Annotated in this window: 19 protein-coding genes; 12 read left to right on the top strand and 7 right to left on the bottom strand. The window is 51.3% G+C overall.

The features are described from left to right. Nucleotides 1-198 precede the first annotated feature (198 nt). The 4 genes from AACY31_RS02115 to AACY31_RS02100 are packed head-to-tail and all read left to right on the top strand — an operon-like array spanning nt 199 to nt 2,402. Nucleotides 199-945: a 2OG-Fe dioxygenase family protein gene (locus tag AACY31_RS02115; protein WP_339481441.1), complete on the top strand. Its 747-nt coding sequence runs from the start codon at nt 199-201 to the stop codon at nt 943-945. A gap of 13 nt (nt 946-958) precedes the next feature. After that, nucleotides 959-1,396, top strand: coding sequence for a GNAT family N-acetyltransferase (locus tag AACY31_RS02110; protein ID WP_339481442.1), 438 nt, complete (start codon nt 959-961; stop codon nt 1,394-1,396). Beyond that, entirely contained in the window at nt 1,393-2,106 is a 714-nt protein-coding gene (locus tag AACY31_RS02105; RefSeq protein ID WP_339481443.1) for an AzlC family ABC transporter permease, read from the top strand. Before AACY31_RS02110 ends, AACY31_RS02105 begins: the two co-directional genes overlap by 4 nt. Then, the gene (locus AACY31_RS02100) at nt 2,085-2,402 is read left to right on the top strand and encodes an AzlD domain-containing protein (RefSeq protein ID WP_041475660.1); all 318 of its coding nucleotides are present in this window, start codon (nt 2,085-2,087) and stop codon (nt 2,400-2,402) included. The genes AACY31_RS02105 and AACY31_RS02100 overlap by 22 nt, the downstream gene beginning before the upstream one ends. Here AACY31_RS02100 and AACY31_RS02095 read toward each other — a convergent pair. Beyond that, complete coding sequence (locus AACY31_RS02095) at nt 2,319-3,245, bottom strand: LysR family transcriptional regulator (RefSeq protein ID WP_339481444.1); 927 nt, start codon at nt 3,243-3,245, stop codon at nt 2,319-2,321. The genes AACY31_RS02100 and AACY31_RS02095 overlap by 84 nt on opposite strands. A gap of 450 nt (nt 3,246-3,695) precedes the next feature. Between AACY31_RS02095 and AACY31_RS02090 the strand changes: the two genes are divergently transcribed. The 4 genes from AACY31_RS02090 to AACY31_RS02075 all read left to right on the top strand — a co-directional run bounded on the left by AACY31_RS02090 (nt 3,696) and on the right by AACY31_RS02075 (nt 5,450). After that, the gene (locus AACY31_RS02090; RefSeq protein ID WP_041475661.1) at nt 3,696-3,986 is read left to right on the top strand and encodes a type II toxin-antitoxin system RelB/DinJ family antitoxin; all 291 of its coding nucleotides are present in this window, start codon (nt 3,696-3,698) and stop codon (nt 3,984-3,986) included. After that, nucleotides 3,952-4,266: a type II toxin-antitoxin system YafQ family toxin gene (locus tag AACY31_RS02085; RefSeq protein WP_339481445.1), complete on the top strand. Its 315-nt coding sequence runs from the start codon at nt 3,952-3,954 to the stop codon at nt 4,264-4,266. The genes AACY31_RS02090 and AACY31_RS02085 overlap by 35 nt, the downstream gene beginning before the upstream one ends. A gap of 96 nt (nt 4,267-4,362) precedes the next feature. Next, on the top strand, nt 4,363-4,773 hold the full coding sequence (locus AACY31_RS02080) for an MbcA/ParS/Xre antitoxin family protein (RefSeq protein WP_339481446.1): 411 nt from the start codon (nt 4,363-4,365) through the stop codon (nt 4,771-4,773). Then, a complete protein-coding gene (locus tag AACY31_RS02075) occupies nt 4,773-5,450 on the top strand; it encodes an RES family NAD+ phosphorylase (RefSeq protein ID WP_339491369.1) in 678 nt (225 codons plus the stop codon). Before AACY31_RS02080 ends, AACY31_RS02075 begins: the two co-directional genes overlap by 1 nt. Nucleotides 5,451-5,590: 140 nt before the next feature. Here AACY31_RS02075 and AACY31_RS02070 read toward each other — a convergent pair whose 3' ends face one another. Beyond that, complete coding sequence (locus AACY31_RS02070; RefSeq protein WP_339503783.1) at nt 5,591-5,869, bottom strand: DUF3077 domain-containing protein; 279 nt, start codon at nt 5,867-5,869, stop codon at nt 5,591-5,593. 414 nt (nt 5,870-6,283) lie between these two features. Between AACY31_RS02070 and AACY31_RS02065 the strand changes: the two genes are divergently transcribed. After that, complete coding sequence (locus AACY31_RS02065) at nt 6,284-6,925, top strand: BRCT domain-containing protein (RefSeq protein WP_339481454.1); 642 nt, start codon at nt 6,284-6,286, stop codon at nt 6,923-6,925. A 545-nt stretch (nt 6,926-7,470) separates the two neighbouring features. Then, entirely contained in the window at nt 7,471-11,805 is a 4,335-nt protein-coding gene (locus tag AACY31_RS02060) for a hypothetical protein (protein ID WP_339503781.1), read from the top strand. Nucleotides 11,806-11,923: 118 nt separating this feature from the next. Here the strand turns inward: AACY31_RS02060 and AACY31_RS02055 are convergent, their stop codons facing one another. Beyond that, nucleotides 11,924-12,496, bottom strand: coding sequence for a hypothetical protein (locus tag AACY31_RS02055; RefSeq protein WP_339503779.1), 573 nt, complete (start codon nt 12,494-12,496; stop codon nt 11,924-11,926). A gap of 296 nt (nt 12,497-12,792) precedes the next feature. Between AACY31_RS02055 and AACY31_RS02050 the strand changes: the two genes are divergently transcribed. Continuing rightward, on the top strand, nt 12,793-13,200 hold the full coding sequence (locus AACY31_RS02050) for a hypothetical protein (protein ID WP_339503777.1): 408 nt from the start codon (nt 12,793-12,795) through the stop codon (nt 13,198-13,200). Then, nucleotides 13,193-14,290, top strand: coding sequence for an ImmA/IrrE family metallo-endopeptidase (locus AACY31_RS02045; protein ID WP_339503775.1), 1,098 nt, complete (start codon nt 13,193-13,195; stop codon nt 14,288-14,290). The genes AACY31_RS02050 and AACY31_RS02045 overlap by 8 nt, the downstream gene beginning before the upstream one ends. Here AACY31_RS02045 and AACY31_RS02040 read toward each other — a convergent pair. From AACY31_RS02040 to AACY31_RS02025, 4 genes are all read right to left on the bottom strand, one after another. Next, the gene (locus AACY31_RS02040; RefSeq protein WP_339503773.1) at nt 14,280-15,215 is read right to left on the bottom strand and encodes an alpha-glutamyl/putrescinyl thymine pyrophosphorylase clade 3 protein; all 936 of its coding nucleotides are present in this window, start codon (nt 15,213-15,215) and stop codon (nt 14,280-14,282) included. The two genes, AACY31_RS02045 and AACY31_RS02040, sit on opposite strands and share 11 nt — an antisense overlap. Then, the gene (locus tag AACY31_RS02035; RefSeq protein ID WP_339503771.1) at nt 15,212-16,051 is read right to left on the bottom strand and encodes a hypothetical protein; all 840 of its coding nucleotides are present in this window, start codon (nt 16,049-16,051) and stop codon (nt 15,212-15,214) included. Before AACY31_RS02035 ends, AACY31_RS02040 begins: the two co-directional genes overlap by 4 nt. Further along, nucleotides 16,038-16,976 (bottom strand): thymidylate synthase, encoded by a 939-nt coding sequence (locus AACY31_RS02030; protein WP_339503769.1) that lies wholly within the window; start codon nt 16,974-16,976, stop codon nt 16,038-16,040. The genes AACY31_RS02035 and AACY31_RS02030 overlap by 14 nt, the downstream gene beginning before the upstream one ends. A gap of 68 nt (nt 16,977-17,044) precedes the next feature. Further along, nucleotides 17,045-17,350 carry a DUF4031 domain-containing protein gene (locus AACY31_RS02025; protein ID WP_124318768.1) on the bottom strand — a complete coding sequence of 102 codons (306 nt, stop codon included), beginning with the start codon at nt 17,348-17,350 and terminating at the stop codon, nt 17,045-17,047. Between the last annotated feature and the right edge of the window lie 96 nt (nt 17,351-17,446).

Here is a 17,446-nt window from a genome sequence, read left to right as displayed (position 1 = left end):
GACGCCAGACTCGGGGCCTTTTGGCTTACTGCGCAAAAAACACCGCTGTAACCGCCTGTATTCCCAAGAAAAAGTCGTACCAATGCGACTTTATCCACCGTTTCAAGCGCCGCTTGAAATGCCTCAAATACTTTCTCATGGACGTAAATCCTGCACCTACTAGATTAGGCCGCTCAATGCAGCGGAGACCTTTGAAAAATGATCGTTCTGAACAGGGAAGTGGGCGAAGCGCTGAGGCGTGACAAATACGTCAACGTTAGCGGTGGGGACTTCAACCTCTACGGTCATTTCGGCGACTTTGTCCGGCTGACCAAAAGCTGGGAAAACATGGAGCCCGACAGTTACTACGGCCAGGCCGAGTCAGGCATGCGTTTTCGCCGCTACAGCGACTTCGAATACAACCCAACGACCCGCGCGCTCACGCAGCTCGAACACCGGGCCTATGTTCAGTCCAAGGCCAACAACAGTTATGTCGGCGGACTGGAGCGGCACTTCCAGGACTTCTCCAACGAAGTGATCAATTCGCCGGTGATGCGCAGCCTGATCGACACGGACTTCGAGGTGTACAAGAACGTCCTGCCGCAGGAACTGCACGATGAAATCTGGCAGTGCCAGATCCATCAGATCCGCATCGAGATCAAGCCGGGCAAGCAGCTGGAAATCACCCCTGAAGGGATTCACTGCGACGGGTACCCGTTCAGTGGCGTGCATTTCTGGGGCCGCCACAATGTGGCGGGTGCCGAAAGCCGTTTATACACCGCCCAGGAAGAACAGCTGGCGGCGATTACCTACGAGGACATCCTCGACACCACGTTCTTCCTGGATCGCGACATGCGTCATTACGTGACGCCGGCTCGCAATACCCATAGCCATAACATGGCGTATCGGCAGATCCTGGCCATTTCCTTCTCGCGGCCCGGGACCGCTTTCGACATTGTTCGCTGAACGGCTCGAACCCATGGGCGACTCGACGCAGCAGGTCCTGTTGCGCCGGGCGTTGGTCCGGGATGCCGAGCGACTGGAGCGGTTCTTTCGCGGTTTCGATGAGGTGTCGTTCTGCGAATGGCAGGACGCCCGATTCTTGCGCGGTGTGTTGTTGCAGGACACCACCACCGCGTACATGGCCATCGATGCGAGCGGTGACGTGGTGGGCGCCGTGATCGGCGGTATGCTCGGTACCCGTGGCACGATCAATCACTTGGCGGTCAGCCCACGGCATCGCACCAAAGGCCTGGGGCAGCGCCTGGTCGAGGCCGCATCGGCTGACATGAAACGGGTAGGCGTGCTGCGCATGTTCCTTTTCGTCGACGATGCTAATCTGGCCGGCAAGCGTTTCTGGGCGGCCCAGGGGTTCTGTGAGCCCCGGGGTGAAATCACCTTCGAGAGGGATTTATGAACAAGACTTCCAGCCAGCCGCTGGCGGTCGAAGCACAAGCCTCGCGTACCTTTGCTGAAGCCAGTCCGGTGGTAGCGGGTTATTTCACGGTTTCGTTTGTGTTCGGTCTGATGGCGGTCAACGCCGGGCTACCCTTGTGGTTGCCGGTGGCGATGTGCCTGTTCGTCTACGCGGGCGCTTCGCAATTCGCGGCGCTGGCGTTGATTTCCAGCGGCGCGTCGCTGACCACCATCGTGCTCACCACGTTCCTGATCAATGCCCGGCACATGCTGATGTCGGTCTACATGGCCAAGGCCCTGCGTGCGCTGGGGCTCAGCCGTTTCGAACGCTGGTGCTACGCGGCGGGGCTGACGGACGAGTCGTTCGCGTTCCACAGCGTCAAGCTTGGCAGCGGGGCGCCGGTGAGCGTGCGCTACCTGGTCGGCTTCAACCTGTTCTGTCACACGTCCTGGGTGCTGGGTGGCTTGCTGGGCGCCGTGTGTGCGCAATACGCGGCGCACCTCATCAAATACCAGCTCGACTATGCCCTGACGGCGATGATGCTCTATGTGCTGGTTTCGTTGTGCAACACCCGCAACAAACTGATCGCTGCCTTGGCGGCTGTCGTCTGCATGGGCGGGCTGAGCCTGCTGGGCAGCTCGCCATTCAATGTCTTCATTGCCACGTTCGTTGGCTGCGGGGTGGGCGTATGCCTGACCAAACGTTCCTGATCCTGGTGGTGGTCCTGATGATGGCCGTGACCTTCCTGCCGCGCGCCCTGCCGTTGCAGATCAATACCGAACACTGGCCGCCCTTCGTCGCCCGCGCCCTGGAATACCTGCCAGTGGCGATCGTCGCTGCCATCAGCCTGACTCCCTTGCTGATCAAGGACCAGCAGATACAACTCGACCGCCCTGAGTTTTATGCCGCGATTCCGACGCTGTTATGTGCGTATTTCAGCCGCAACCTGTTTCTCAGTGTGGCGGTGGGCACGGCGGCGTACATCGCGCTCGGTTCGTTCCTGTAGCGTCAGGTCCACCACGTCGTGCAGTGCCTGGCCGGACAACTCCGGATTGTTCACCGCCAGGCGGACGTCAAGAAAGTCCTCGAAATCCGGGAAAATCGCCAGGCCGTTGCGCAGCGCGGCTTCCCGGGACACCAGCCCCAAGCCATCGAGCTGCGTGATCAACGACAACGTCAGCGTCTCACTGCAGGAATACACCATGCGCTGGCTCGACCCGTATTCGCCCAGGCCAGCGTCGAGAAAGCGCAGGAAGCTGTGGGAGTACGGGCATTCTTCTGCCGGACGCACCTGAAACTTGTCACCGAGCAAGCCAAGGGAATCGTCTGCATCGCCACAATGGGCGCCCACCACCCGCACCTGCACATCCGGCATGGTGATGCTGGTAAAACCACCCTGTTGCTGCCCGATCAGGATCGCCAGGTCAAAATCTTCATTCCTGAGCTTGCTCAGGTTCTCCATCGACTCGGCGTAGCTGAATTCCAGCTGATACTGGGGGAACACAGCGATCAAGCGGTCGATCATTCGTCGATTGAAGTCCGCCGGCAAGGTGGTATTGAGCGCCACCCTGAGCGTGCGCTGTCGCGGCGTCTTGAGCGCCGCGACTTTATCCTCCAACTGCCGGGTGGCAACCAGCACCTGATCCATGAAGGGGGTCAGTTCCGCGCCTTGGCTCGTCAACGTCAGGCCCTTGTTCGAGCGCCGGAACAACCGGAAACCGAACTGTTCCTCGACCTTGTTCAACTGCGCCGCCAACGCCTGCACCGTGAGGCACGAATGCTCGGCCGCTGCCGACAACGAGCCGGTCTGCACGATACGCATAAGGTTGCGTAGGATTCTGCTATCCATGAGGTAATGCCCTCTGCTTAAGTGGGCTCGCTATTGTTGTGCACCTGGTCCGGGCCAGGGAGTGCATGCTGGCTATCATCATGCACCTTGCCACGGTTGTCGCGATTTTGTGCCGAAAAGCGCCGGGAGGCGATGGTTGAGCTTATGCGGGATTTGGGGATTTTGCCCAGTCGGTGCTGGCCGGGATCAGTTAGCAGGGTCATAGATGGACTGTCTTGCGAAAAATCCTGCGTGAGTCTCGGAGCACTCCCAACATCATGGCTGATCGCTCTGATATCCGTCCTTGGAAACTCAGGTTGAAATACGCCCCTTAATACAGGCGATGCCAAACCTGCCGTTATCCATGCAAGGCCGCTTATCCACCTGACGTTGACCCATGGCGGCAGTCCCACCACAATGTTTTTTAGGTAGCGCCAATGTAGCTACAAATTTAGCAATGAGGTTTATTTCATGGGTGCACTATTAAAAACCACCGACGTGCGTTGCCGCATTGATGAGGACTTGAAGGCCCGTGCCACTGAAGTTTTGAACGCCTGCGGATTGAGTGTTAGCGACGCGATGCGTCTTTTCCTGCGCCAGGTTGTTGAGACTCAGGGGCTTCCATTCGAGATACGAGTGCCTTCGGACAAGACCGCCCGGGCCATGATTGAGGCACGGGATATCCGTCAACGATTCAACTCGATAGACGACATGCTGAGAGAGGCTGATGGCGAAACCGGGAGAAAAGCAAAAACGCGCTGAATTGCCGAAGCAATGTGCATATACGTCTGAATTCAAAAAGTCCTGGGAGCGTTACAAACGGGCAGGGCGGCGCGATATGAATGAAGTGCGTCATGTGATGGTCATGCTTTTTTTGGGTGAGCAGCTACCGAGCGAATACATGGATCATGCCTTGACGGGTAACTGGGTTGGATTTCGAGAGTGGCATATTGGCGGTGACTTTCTGTTGATTTATGAGCATTCACGCCCGAACCTGGTTACGTTTGTTGACTTGGGAAGTCATGCCGAATTGTTCAAATAGGGCGTCTGTGGATTCCACTTGCGAATAAAAACTTAAAAATAATCCATATCTGTACTATCCTCTAAGCACCACTCCGCGACAAAGGAGCCCAACCCCATGGCGACTTCCTCCATCACTCTCAATGCGCAGCAACAACTGGATTCCCCGGGGGCGGGTCGAGTCGCGTTGAAGTTCTTCTTCAACCTCATGGCGCTCTGGGGCTGCAGCGTTGAACAGCAGCGCACATTGCTGGGCAAGGTGGGAAACACGACCTTCTACAAATACAAACAACTGCCGGAAAACGTGAAGCTGCCTCGCGATACGCTCGAGCGCATTTCCTACCTCATGGGCATCCACAAGGCGTTGAGCATCATCTTCAGCAATAGCCGGGACCGTGCCTATCAATGGGTCAGCAGCCCGAACACCGCGGCACCGTTCAATGGTCAGTCGGCGCTGTCCTACATGCTGACCGGGCGGGTGGTGGACATCGCCGATGTGCGGCGATACCTCGACGGAGTACGCGGTTGATGGTGCCACCATTGGCGGACCCGCAATGGAAACGGGCTTATCGCATCGTCAACAGCAGCTTCCCGCCGATTTCGCTGTTTGAAGACGTACTCGACCCTGAAGACTTGCCCACCGCCTACGCCCTGGAAGCGCTGACCAACGATCGGCTGATGGAACAAGCCGGCGTGCTGTCCCGGGTACGCCCCGAGGACCGCATTTCCGGCCCCGGCTCCTCGCCGGTGATGGCGGCGTTTACCCACATCGGCAAAAGCAGCCGCTTCAGCGACGGCACCTTCGGCGTGTATTACGCCGCCAGCAGCCAGGAAGCCGCCATTGCCGAGACCTGTTACCACCAGGCGCGATTCCTTGGCGCGACCAACGAGCCAGACCTGGAGTTGACCATGCGCACCTACGTCAACAAGGTCGTCAAACCCCTGCACGACATCCGCCACGACCACCCCCACCTCCACAACCCCGACCCCACCGCCTACGGCCCCTCCCAAGTGTTCGCCCGGCAACTGCGTGAAACCTTGTCGTGGGGGCTGCTGTACAACAGCGTCCGCCTGCCCGGCCACGAATGCGTGGCCGCGTTTCGCCCGCCGGCGGTTTCGATACCGACGCAGGGCAAGCACATTCGGTACGTCTGGAGTGCCCAGAAGCGGGAGATTTCGTTTGTGTTTGAGGTGAGTCAGGTGTGAGTTGGAATAAAAAAGCACCTGACAGAATCAGCAGTGCTACTTACAGGGAGTGAATTCGTGGCGAGCTTGCTCCCGCTGGGCTGAAGCAGCCCTTCAAAATCAATGCTGCCCCCCTCGGAGCAGCATTGCAGCAGCGGCGCTTAAGCCGGATGACTCCCCGGCGCCTCCAGCACCTTCACCACGTCATCAATGACGGCCTTGCTCATGTCCTGCAAATAACACGACGCCCAGGCATACCGATCCGTGCTGCGAATCATCGCCGCGTCCTCGGCCAGGACCTTGGCGACGTGGAGCAGGTCGGAAGCGTGGGACAGGGCTTCGCCGATGGGGATGCCGCTGTTGACGCGGAATAGCGGGCGGTCGGAGTGGTAGGAGAAGGGGGTTAGGCCTGGGGTTTTGAGGTCTTTGGGATTTGGCATTGTCTGGCTCCTTGACTGTGAGAGCCGCAACCGTCCTTTCCTACGGGATTGGGTGGCGGCCATGCACGGGGTAGGAAAACCGGGAATCAAGGCACCCGGCACACCCGAAGGTGTCCCGCGCACAGCCGCCATAACGCATATCGCAGACACAAAAAAAGCGCCTGCAATAGTAAGCGAGACGCAGCTGATGCGCCTTGATTTACTTCGGGTTTCCTACGCCCGGTCGCTGAATTGGCAGCGACGGTTGAAGAGTAGCGGGTGGATGGGGAGGGCGCAATCGTGGCGCGATGCTGGCGGGTGATTATTTGCTCGAAAAAATGGGAACCGCGCACAGGAGTGCTAGGTTTGAACACAACACTTCCTCAGCCGGTGATGAGCCAGTGTCGAACCAATACACCCAGAGGAGCCCTCGTAATGGACCTACACAACGAATTCGAAAACAGTAAATTCTTCCACCGCACCCGCATCGATCGACGCGCCGCCGATGCCTTGGTGGGGTTGGCTGCTGGGATTACGGCTGACGGTGTCGTGAACACCAACGAGGCGATTTTTCTAAGGCAATGGTTGGAAAACAATCTCGCGCATCTGAGTGACCCGGTGATCAATCTGCTCTATTCACATTTGGCATCCATGCTTCAGGACGATGCTCTGGACCCGGACGAATCCCTAGAGTTGCTTAACATCCTGCGTAGCTTTTCTGGCGTGGGCATTGAGAGGTCGCAGGTCGGCGGAGCCGTTGCCGTTACGCCAACGGACCTTCCCTTCAATTCACCAGCCCCTGACTTGGTCTGGGATGGCCGGATGTTTGTATTTACAGGTGTCATGGCCTTTGGGCCGCGCAAAACTTGCCAAGCATTGGTCGAGGAGCGTGGCGGTTTGATTGGGGGCGGGGTGAGTAAGAAGGTGCATTACCTGGTGGTCGGCAGCGTGGGTAATGAGCAGTGGCGCCACAGCACCTACGGAACGAAGATCATGAAGGCAGTGGAACTGCGGGAGGCGGGTGCTTCGATTGCCATTGTGGGTGAGGATCACTGGCAAAAGATGCTGTTTGGTTGAGCTGGGCTAGGAGAGGCTGCCCGTTGTCTTGGCTGAAAGATTGTCGGTGGGGTTGATGGCCTCATCGCGAGCAAGCTCGCTCCCACTGGTTTTTCAGGGTGTGGAGGAAAAGTGAACACCCAGAAACACTACACATTTCTGCGAGGGTTTCGTTTTGTATGGTGCGGCACCAGGAGTCGAATCGAAACTTAACTACTTATTTTATTGATGAATTATTGTAATTCAGAATTTTTCTATCCCTAAGATTATCCTAATTCAATTCATGAGGTTTATCCGGCTCGACTCAGCGTCTCGGTGAACTGGCTAGCAGCAAGCTACTGAAGGCGGCGTTCGCAAGAAAACCACGCCGCCTCCCCGTTACCCGACTGCTTCAATTGATACGTGGTAAGGAATGACTTCAGGCTGAGCTATGGAAAAAACATTCACCATTTCCTGATCCGCGTTCCGCTGCAAAATCTGTTTGCACCCCAAGCAATACAGTCTGCTTTCATATGGCCATCAAGGACAGGCACAATGATTTGATCAACGGACTAAAGACTCCCCCTATGGATTTCCCAGATTTGACGTCGCACAGAACTCACCGAAGCTTTGAGGAGCTTTCAGACGACGCTTTCAACTCCTTTGACCCCGTTTCATTCCAATCCCGAGCAGCCTCATTCGGCAGGTTTGGTTGGGATGAGTTGCTCAAGTCCGACCGTGTGCTAATTGTTTCGGAAGCCGGGGCTGGTAAGACTTACGAATGCCGCGCTGAGCAGCTTACAAAATGGAACGCCGGTGAGGCGGCGTTTTACTTGGATCTGGCTCAACTCTGCCAAAATCAGCTTCGAGAACTATTGCTGGTTGAAGAGGAGCTGCGTTTTGATGCATGGCTAGCCTCTCAATCAGATGTGGCTACCATTTTTCTGGATTCTATCGACGAGTTGAAGCTAACGCTGGGCTCATTCGAAGTGGCGTTGAAACGCCTCAACAAGGCGCTTATGGGGCAACTTGGTCGCGTGCGCATCGTGATCACCACCCGACCAATTCCCATTGATTATCGCCTAGTCCAACAGCTTCTCCCCGTTCCAAAAAAAAGGGAGTCGACCCCTTCCTCAGCAAATTTTGCCGACATTGCGATGAGTACGCATAACAGTGAAGGGAAGGGTAAGGAGACGACTGTACCGATTTGGAGAAATGTCACATTGCTTCCCCTATCTGATGACCAGATTCGAAGTGTGGCAACTCTCCAAGGCGTAGCCGATGCAGACGAAATGCTTAAGGATATTCGTAGGCGAAACGCTGAAGACTTTGCTCGCCGACCTCAAGATTTGATCGAGCTCTGCGCTGATTGGCGCGACTATCGTCGCATTCGTACCCACCGTGAGCAGGTTGCTCATAATGTTGCGGTCAAACTGAAGCCTCGTATAGACCGCAGAGAAAAGGCCCAGCTACCGAATGAGAAGGCTATCGAGGGTGCTGGTCGTCTCGCCCTTGCTGCGCTGTTAACTCGCAAGCTAACGTTACGACACAGTGCCGAGGCCGATAGGGGCGGTGAACCGGGCACCGCTTTAGACCCCTCAGTGATCTTAATGGATTGGTCGGCCGACGAGCGCGAGACTTTGTTGGAGCGTGCTTTGTTCGGTTTTGCCAGTTATGGCCGTGTTAGGTTCCATCATCGATCAGTTATCGAGTATCTGGCGGCTCAGCGACTGAAATCATTGCTGGACTTTGGCATGTCAGTCAAAGCGGTAAAACGGCTCCTTTTTGTCGAGACGTTGCACGGTCTTAAGGTTGTAAAACCGTCCATGCAGCCAGTTGCTGCGTGGCTCGCCTCATCTCACGAGAGCATATTCTCGGAAGTCCGTGATCGTGAACCAGATGTTCTGCTTGATCATGCGGACCCTGAATCGCTTTCGAGCCAACAGCGTATCGCGGCGTTGGATGCCTATGTCCGGCGCTACGGTCAGGGTGGTTGGCGTGGAAAGCGCGTTCCTCAGATCCAAGTTCACCGCTTCGCCAGCCAGGACCTTGCGCCCGAGGTTCTACGTCTCTGGCATAGCAATGTTGAAAATCCGGAGGTGAGAGAACTCCTACTGAAAGTAATCGCGGCTGTTCCGATGGTTGAAGGGGCCGATATTGCCTTTTCCGTGGTTATGAACCGTGAATCCGAAAGTGGCGAACGAATGGATGCGCTGGAGGTATTGATTAACCTCCGTGATCCCCGATCGGAGGAGGTGATTCAATGTATGCAGAACAGTCCAGATATATGGGATGTCAGTCTGCTAAGAAACGGGATAATTCGGCTGTTTCCTAATCTAATCAGTCCGGAGCAGGTTTGCGTTCTTCTCGCGCGCGCCGGAGAGTCTGCCCAGCGCGAGGATGAGTTTAACTGGTTCTGGCAATCTATCGCTGACGCTGTTCTGACTCCCGATTATCTCGAAAGCTTGCGCAAAAGCTTGACTGAGCTCCTATCAAATGGGCTCGAATGGCGCGTCAAGTGGCCTCATATTGCCTCCCCGAAGAGACATCTAGCCGCTCCCCTTGCCGCCGTATGTCTTCGCCAGTTCACCGAAGGTTGCCGCTCAGAAACGGTAATTCAATCATCCGTCCTGGCCCTGCGCTTCGCTCGGGATGAGTACACCTCTTATAAGCCTGCTACGCATTTACGAGCAGCGTTTGGGAAAGCGTCATCATCAGTGAGAGAGGCTGCATTCTGGGCAGATGACACTTTGATGAAGTTCCTAACCAAGCAGGACGACCCACGACGACGTTTCATGGAGGCCAATTTCTATGGGCCTATAGCCTTGAATGCTGTTCAGGATGCGACATGGGTACTGGATAATCTCTCAGATCTGCAAATGCCGCTCTCTCAACGCAGCCTAATGTTAGAAGTCGCACTACAAAGCGAATGGCGACATCATTTACTCCTTGTTCAGGAGCGCGTCGCAGACTCCCCGACGCTTACGAAAGCTATCAATGATCATCTCAAACCAGCACCGCTGAATCGTGAACTGATTGCCATGGAATTGAGATTTGAACGAGGACGAAGACAAAGTGAGCGTCGTCGAGCCAAAGATCATGAGTCCTGGGTTATGTTTTGGATGGAGGTTGCTAATAATCCCCAAACCGCTTTCAGCCCTGATCGAGCCGGTAGCACGGCTTGGAATTTATGGACCGCGATGAGCCGGTCTGGCGAGGAGAGTCGAGCGTCAGGTTGGAGCCGTAGCTTCATTGAGCGGCATTTCAGCAAAGAAGTTGCTGACCGTTTACGTTCGACAATGACGACGCTATGGCGCAATGACTGCCCCTCGATGCGTAGCGAACGACCTAGAGACGAGAGGGATACTTTTCTAACCCGCTGGCAACTCGGCCTCGCCGGAATTGCAGCGGAGGCCGAGGATCCAAATTGGGCGAAGGCACTTTCCATCGGTGAAGCCAGGCTTGCCTCTCGTTACGCGCTTCTTGAACTGAATGGCTTTCCCTCTTGGTTGGCAAATCTTGCCGAAGCGCAGCCTGTCGCAGTTGATGAGGTTTTGGGGGCGGAGCTTACGTACGAGCTGAATGAAATCGTGCCTAAGCGTCACTCTATGCTGTTGGAAAATATAGCCCATGCCACGCCAGCACTCGCGGGCTTGTTTCAACCCCGACTCAAAGCATGGATGGATGAGAACATCGTCCCCAAGACGCTTGAGAAAAGCGACGAAGTCGCAGAGCTGATGCGGAGGGTGCTCGACGTCCTTCTGAAGAATGGCGACGAGAAACTACTTAAGTACTTCGTCACTGTTGCGGCGAACCAGCTGACGTGCGGTCTTGGTTCGGCAACGGCTCGTATATGGCTTCCAGTAATAATGTGGATGGATCCTGCGGTAGGTGTTGAGCACTTGGAGCAAGGCTTGAACAAGTTAGAACCTGGTCTGCTGGGATCGGGTGTTGACTGGATGGCTCTCCTTTTTGGCGAACCTTACCATGAGATGTATATTGACCTTCGTACCCCTAAATATAGTCCTCAGGTATTGCTTAGGCTTCTGCGCCTTGCCTATAGGCATGTGCGGCCTTTTGAAGATATTACGCATGAGGGGGCCTACTCTCCCAGCAGCCGGGATCACGCTCAGCGTGGACGTGACGCTTTATTGAGCGCTCTTATGGATTCTAAGGGGCCTGAAGCTTGGAACGTGAAGCTCGAAATGGCTGACGATCCTCTATTCGCTCGCATTCGAGACCGCACGTTGTTGATGGCCCGCGAGGGGGCTGCTCGAGAGGCGGACGTAGCTGTGCTATCGGAGGCAGAGGTGGTCGCTCTCATTCGCAATGGCGAAGCCCCTCCGATAACTCGAACGGAGTTGTTTGCGCTCTTGGTCGACCGCCTCGACGATATTGAAGATTTGTTGCTACGTGATGATTCCCCTCGCGCTGCTTGGGCGGGAATTTCCGAAGAAAAAGTAATGCGTCGTGAAATTGCGCGAGAACTACGAAATACAGCTAATCAGGCATATACCGTAGATCAGGAAGGGGTAACAGCAGACGAGAAAGAGACCGACATAAGGCTTCGTGCTACGGCTTCTGATCAACAAGCGGTGATTGAGTTGAAGCTAGGTGATGGACGTACGGGGCGTGATCTACGAGATACGATTAAGTCGCAACTGGTGACTAAATACATGGCTTCAGAGGAGTGTCGCTCTGGTTGTCTGCTAGTGACGGTGGCTCAAGACCGTCAATGGGAACATCCAGATTCCGGTGAGCGCATAGATGTATTGGGGCTTGAAGCGATGCTTCAAGAAGAAGCATTGAAGATCTCCGACGAGATGCGAATGTCCGTACTTCTTGTTACTCGTGTGCTTGATTTGCGGCCACGTCTTTTATCCGAAAATAGGCGCTCCTCAAAAGTACCGGCCGAGGAGTAAACATGAAAAGACAGAAACCACTAGGTGGGGGGCAGGCAAGCATCATCAACACAATGATGAGCCCGACGATGATGCCTGCGGCGTACGGTAGCGATCCTCGGCAATGGGAACTGCGCCGTCAGGCTTCGGCGGAATTCGGAGGCAACGCTGCATTCAGTCGCTCTATCAGCCAGGAGCAGGATCCCCACATCATCGCGGCGTCCTGGTACTCCATCTCACGATCCGTCAGGTGCACTGCATCGTTTCGAACTTTGGACAGCTGTAGAAAGGTTGTGTAGATCAAAGGGTCGATGACTCGCTCATCGTGCAGCACTCGCATCTTCACTACGGCGCTGGCTTTCGCCGAAAACTCGTAGCCCAGTTCGTTAGCCAACAGGTCTACGGTCGCCTCTACTTCAAGCCATGAATGCAGGATGGCTCCACGTGGCGATACTGCAGCAAGTTGAAGAGCAACAGGCGTCGGAAGGGGAGCTTTTTCATCACCAGAAGGTTCCTGGAGCTTGCCCGTGAGACTCTCCTGGACTGCCTTCAACTCCTCGGTGAGATCGACATGAAGCTCGCCGTATTTGAAGCTACGGATTTTGGGAATGACCCCTAGGATCGGATCTTTTAGCAGGCAAACGACCGTTACCACCGCGGCTGGCCATGCGAGGGCGGACACTAGCGCCGAAACAAACTGCATCCAATCCATGGGGTTCGCACCTTTGAAGTAGCGCTTATTACGCCGCTTGTTACGTATAGCGCAAAAACAAAAGGCCCGCATTTCTGCGAGCCTTCGTTTTGTATGGTACCGGCACCAGACGAACGGTATGTTTCGGGGAGGCTAGGTTTTCTGCGGGTCTGGAAGTCGGTGGAAAATTTGGCGCTCCCCAACTAGTAACTATAAATAAATCAGATAGTTATGGCGTTCTATGGAATCGAACCGGGAAGAAAAACTGCAATAAAATCGTTTCGAGGTCAGCAAATTCAAGTTGTTAGGAAATAGTGTTGAATTTGTCACGAAAGCAGTATCATTGCGCCACCCTTCGCTGCAAGACTATGGATGAAACGGCAAGAATGGCGTTGATATTGGCGTTTGAGACGGAAAACCTCAGGGATCTCTGTACGAGTGAGGTCATCGCATGTCGTGAATTGCCCATTCCTGTGGCCCAGAGTCTATTTAAAAGGCTTGCAGATATTCGAGCTGCATCTAATATCCTTCATTTACCTGTAGGAAAGCCTACTGAGATAGATGGCGCCCCTCCAGGATTAGTTTTGGTAAACTTAAGCCATAACCACCATTTGATGTTTAGTGCCGTTCATCAAAAAGTTCCTATACTGACCTCTGGTGATGTAAACTGGGATATGGTTAGTCGAATAAAACTGCTTAAAATTGGACGGAATGATGATGAATAGTCAGGCGTTTCAGCCAAGCTGGATTTCACCCCCTGGTGATACTATCTTAGATATTCTTTCTGACAGGGAAATAACTCCGAAGTTATTGGCCGATAGCATGGGCTGTGAGTTGGCCTCCGTTGAATTGCTTTTTGATGGTTCGGCAGAGATAACAGAGCAACTTGCGCATAGGTTATCCGCAGTAATTGGACCTGACCCTGAATTTTGGATTGTTAGGGAGCGTCAGTATCGCGAGGACGTTTCTCGTATATATAGAGACGTTAGTCAATCGGAGGAGAGTTGGCTTTTAGAACTCCCCGTGAAGAGTATGCAGGCCTTTGGTTGGATATCTAACTCAGAGAGTAAATCTAAAAAAGTCATCGACTGTTTAGATTATTTTGGTGTTCCTGATATCAGTGCTTGGAAAGATAAAAGCTCGGAGTTTGTAAAAGATTCGAGATTTAGAGCGAGTAAGTCATTCGATCAGAAAGTTGGTGCTACAGCTGCTTGGATTCGATATGGCGAAATTAGGGCGCTTAAAGCATCGTGTAATAAATGGGATAAATCTGAACTTCTAGAAAATATTGAAAGTATACGTGCACTTACTAATATTCCCGAGCCTTCCGAGTTCATTCCTAATCTTCAAGCTATATTGGCTAATTGTGGTGTTATTCTCGTTATATCTAGAACGCCAGAAGGTTGTCCGGCTAGTGGAATGGCAAAATTTTTGTCCGAGGATAAAGCACTAATAATGCTTAGCTTTAGATATTTATCGGATGATCATTTTTGGTTTTCATTATTTCATGAGATTGGACACTTAATTCTTCATGGTCAAGATTCTACTTTTGTAGAGGGTGAGGAATTCGAATGTGATCGGGAAGAGCGGGAGGCCAATGAGTTTGCCGCCATAACACTCATTCCGTCTAGGTTTAGAGTGAATATGGAGGCGCACTCAGATAACTATAGAAGTATTATTAAGTTTGCTAAGTCTGTTGGTATTGCTCCTGGTGTTGTCGTAGGTCAAATGCAACATTTCAATATTGTAAAACGAAATCATATGAATAAACTTAAGGTCAAGTATTCTTGGTCGGATGGTTTAGCTAGCCTCTAAATTTAATGAACCTGCTTGGGGATTTTTGCCAGTTGCATAATGAGTCTTCAATAACCTGCATTCCGACACCAAGTACGGTTTCTAGTTCTTGGACTTTTTGTTCTAATATGGTTGCTGAAAGGTTAGCTGTGGTCCTCCCTCCGAATAGCAAACGTGCGCCTTTTAAGGGGCCGGTAGCTTCGCTCATGTAGGTTGAGTCGGCATCTATATTTGAAATTCCAACCTTAGCAATCATCGTCAAATAATCAAATTTGCCGGTTCTTCCAAATCGTTTCACTTCATTCATGGATCTGTAAAGTGTCCGGAATGCGAGTTTTTCATTCCCGTTGAATTGGTTCAATGCATTATTGAAAAGTTCGACATGCGAACCATATTGCATTACCCAGTTTACATAGCTTTCAATAACCTCTCCTGTCCAATTGGATTTTGTAGGATCTAAGGATTCGTACTTCCGGTGATTTCCAAATTTTCTACCGTCACTTCTCAGTGTAATCTGGTTGCGCCCAATCCAATTACTCATAGCGGTTGGATCAAAGCTAGCGCGGGCCCAATTCCAAGTGTGGTTGCCTCCAAGGGCGCCATAAACGTCTTTTATTAATTGCCAGCCTGTACTGCTTGCTTTCCCAAAGTGAGTAGCTAAGAAAACCAACCAACAGGCTTCCTCAATATCTCCAGATTGCCGTTTTAAAACTGCTGCGCGAATCGGGTCAAAATGCTCGCTACGCGGGTCAGCTCTATCGGCGCTAATATCACGCCTGCTTATAGCCGCAACATATTCAACGCGTCTTATGCTCTCAATCATTTGTTTTACGAGTGTTGATTTATTCTCAAAGGCAGATATTCCAGGTAGAAGTAATCCATTTTGCTCTACGCGCGTGAGCTTTAGACCTAATTCTTGTTTGAGGTCTTCATATTGTTCTCTCACTTTAATATCTCCCTTGCTTTAGAAGTAATCCATTTTTGAATTGAGGAACGCACTGAGGAGGTGACGCCATAGCTACTCTGGATGTTATGGTTGTAGCCCAAAATGTGCACATCTCTTCCAATATCAATTCCGGAAATTTTCGAAATTTTTCCTTGGTAGCTAAAACCTTTTATTTCTATCCCGGTTTTCCTTGGAAGGGCCCAGTCTTCCACCGTTTCTTTGACAAAAATAGTTTGCGTGGCTTTTTCGAAACTTTCTATCACTGTTTTCCCATTTAGTATCAGTATCTTTATAGGTGAATATTTTAGTACTTCTCCTAGGAACTCAGCTGAAATGCGAATTAGTGTTTCGCGCTGTTTTGATGTTAGAAATGCCCATTTTTTTGCTGTTGCATATGGAATCAGGTCTAAATGGCATGCATGGAACAAAGAACTATAAAAAGAGTCGTTTGTTCCCTTTAATAGGAGGTCCAATGGCTTGAACCAGCCATCATATGGATTTCTAAAAAAATATTCTGTGCAGGAGTTATGTATTAATCCAAGTTGTGTTTCAGTTAGGTTTTTCCAATTCTCTATAGAAAGTGAGTTTAGAGTATGGAATCTCCTGTCATTCTCCATAAGCTCTAGCCCATCAGATGAAACAAATTCTCTGTTACTTGGGTTGAGCCCAACTGTAGCAATCGACGCTTTAGATGGGTTTCCAAAATATGGGATCGGAGCGGCCCACTCTATTATTTCAAGTTGCTTGGATGACTCGTATGAAAGCTCCTGAATCATCCTAGCTAAAATTATCAGCTGTGGATTTTTTGATGGTTTATCTTGTTCAAAGGTAAACAAAATTGCCTCCATTAGCTTGGGAAGAGCCTATTTTTCGTGCTGCAAAAATTTTCAGTTCATTGTTTTTTATTGAAGATGTGATTTGAGTGAGCCTGCTATCGCAGTTATTGTTTTTTGATATGTTGAATATTTGTAAAAGACTTGTGAGGTCGTTCCAATAATCTTCAGTGTGGTGTGCAGAAGCTATTTCGTTATTGAGTCTTAGTTCTCTTTCGTGTTTGAGTAGGCGCAGGACATTTTCTGTCTGGTCTCCATTGGGCATTTCAGGCATAAAGATTTTTTCTTGCCAGCCTTCCTTTTGATAAAGTTTAATTTTTTCCAAATCTTCAATGTAAATATGCAAACTCGTTACGTAGTGGCTATATTCGCCAATAGGTATACCTAATTTGCGTGCGGCCAACTCTTGGAGCATTGTAAAAGAGAATACATCGTGTGGTAATCCCTTGTAAGCATCGTTTGAACGCATGCACGTGTATAAATGCAGTTTTTCATTTCTGATCATGAACTGTAGAACGCATGTGCATGGAACATCTTTGTGTGATGTCTGAATGTCCGAATTTGAAAATAGCTGTATCACCGCTTTTCGAGTTTCTGGACCTTTCTTGAGGGTATTTATAATATTTTGGAATTGACCTTCTATGCCAAAAAGTTTTGGTCCATAAGCACCAAAAATAGTCTTGTTGTCATCGGAGTACTGATGATAATTTTTCAGGTAGTATTGGATTTGAGCCAAACTATTTGATCCGGATAAGTACCAAAGTAGTTCGCCTAAACAGCTGTAGATCGTACCTTTTCCTTCGGTTCGACTCAGCCTCCCTAATGGATTTGTTAGCTTTAGCAATACACCGGAAAGTTCTTGGGTTTTTCCTTTTGTTGGATTTACCTCAATTCCATCCTTTAAGATGGCATCAAAGGTTTTTTGCATTATGTCATCAATGGTTTCCCCAAATATAAACACTATTAAAGCTCCCTGCAGTGCTGAAGGTTGTGTGGCTATAGTGGTAATTCAAATTGAGCTTCTGTGAAGTTTAGCTTGTATTTTTGTTGTTCTTCTTTTAGTTTTTTTGCGCATGTTATTATTTGCCGTCTCGAACCTGGCAGTGCTCCTAATTCAATTGCTTTGTTTCTTACGGTTACTTTGACGTCGTAATGAGGGTAAGAAGCGGAACTTTGAAACCACTTGCGTTTTAGTCCTAAATGGAAAGCGAATTCATGTAGTTCTTCTAGCGTGTCAGCAACAAGATGACACCATTCATTCTGCGCCCACTTGATTCGAACATTGTCTACATATACAGTCATATTTAAGGCCTGCGCAAGGCTAATTCCATATTAAATAGTATCTTGCTTTTAGAGTGTCTGAGTTCGATTTCTAGTCGTTCCTCTTTCAAACCCCTT

The sequence above is a fragment of the Pseudomonas sp. RL_105y_Pfl2_101 genome (assembly GCF_963970585.1).
Lineage (GTDB): Bacteria > Pseudomonadota > Gammaproteobacteria > Pseudomonadales > Pseudomonadaceae > Aquipseudomonas.
The sequence above is the reverse complement of the archived record's forward strand: the minus strand, read 5'-3'. Positions and strand labels throughout refer to the sequence as shown.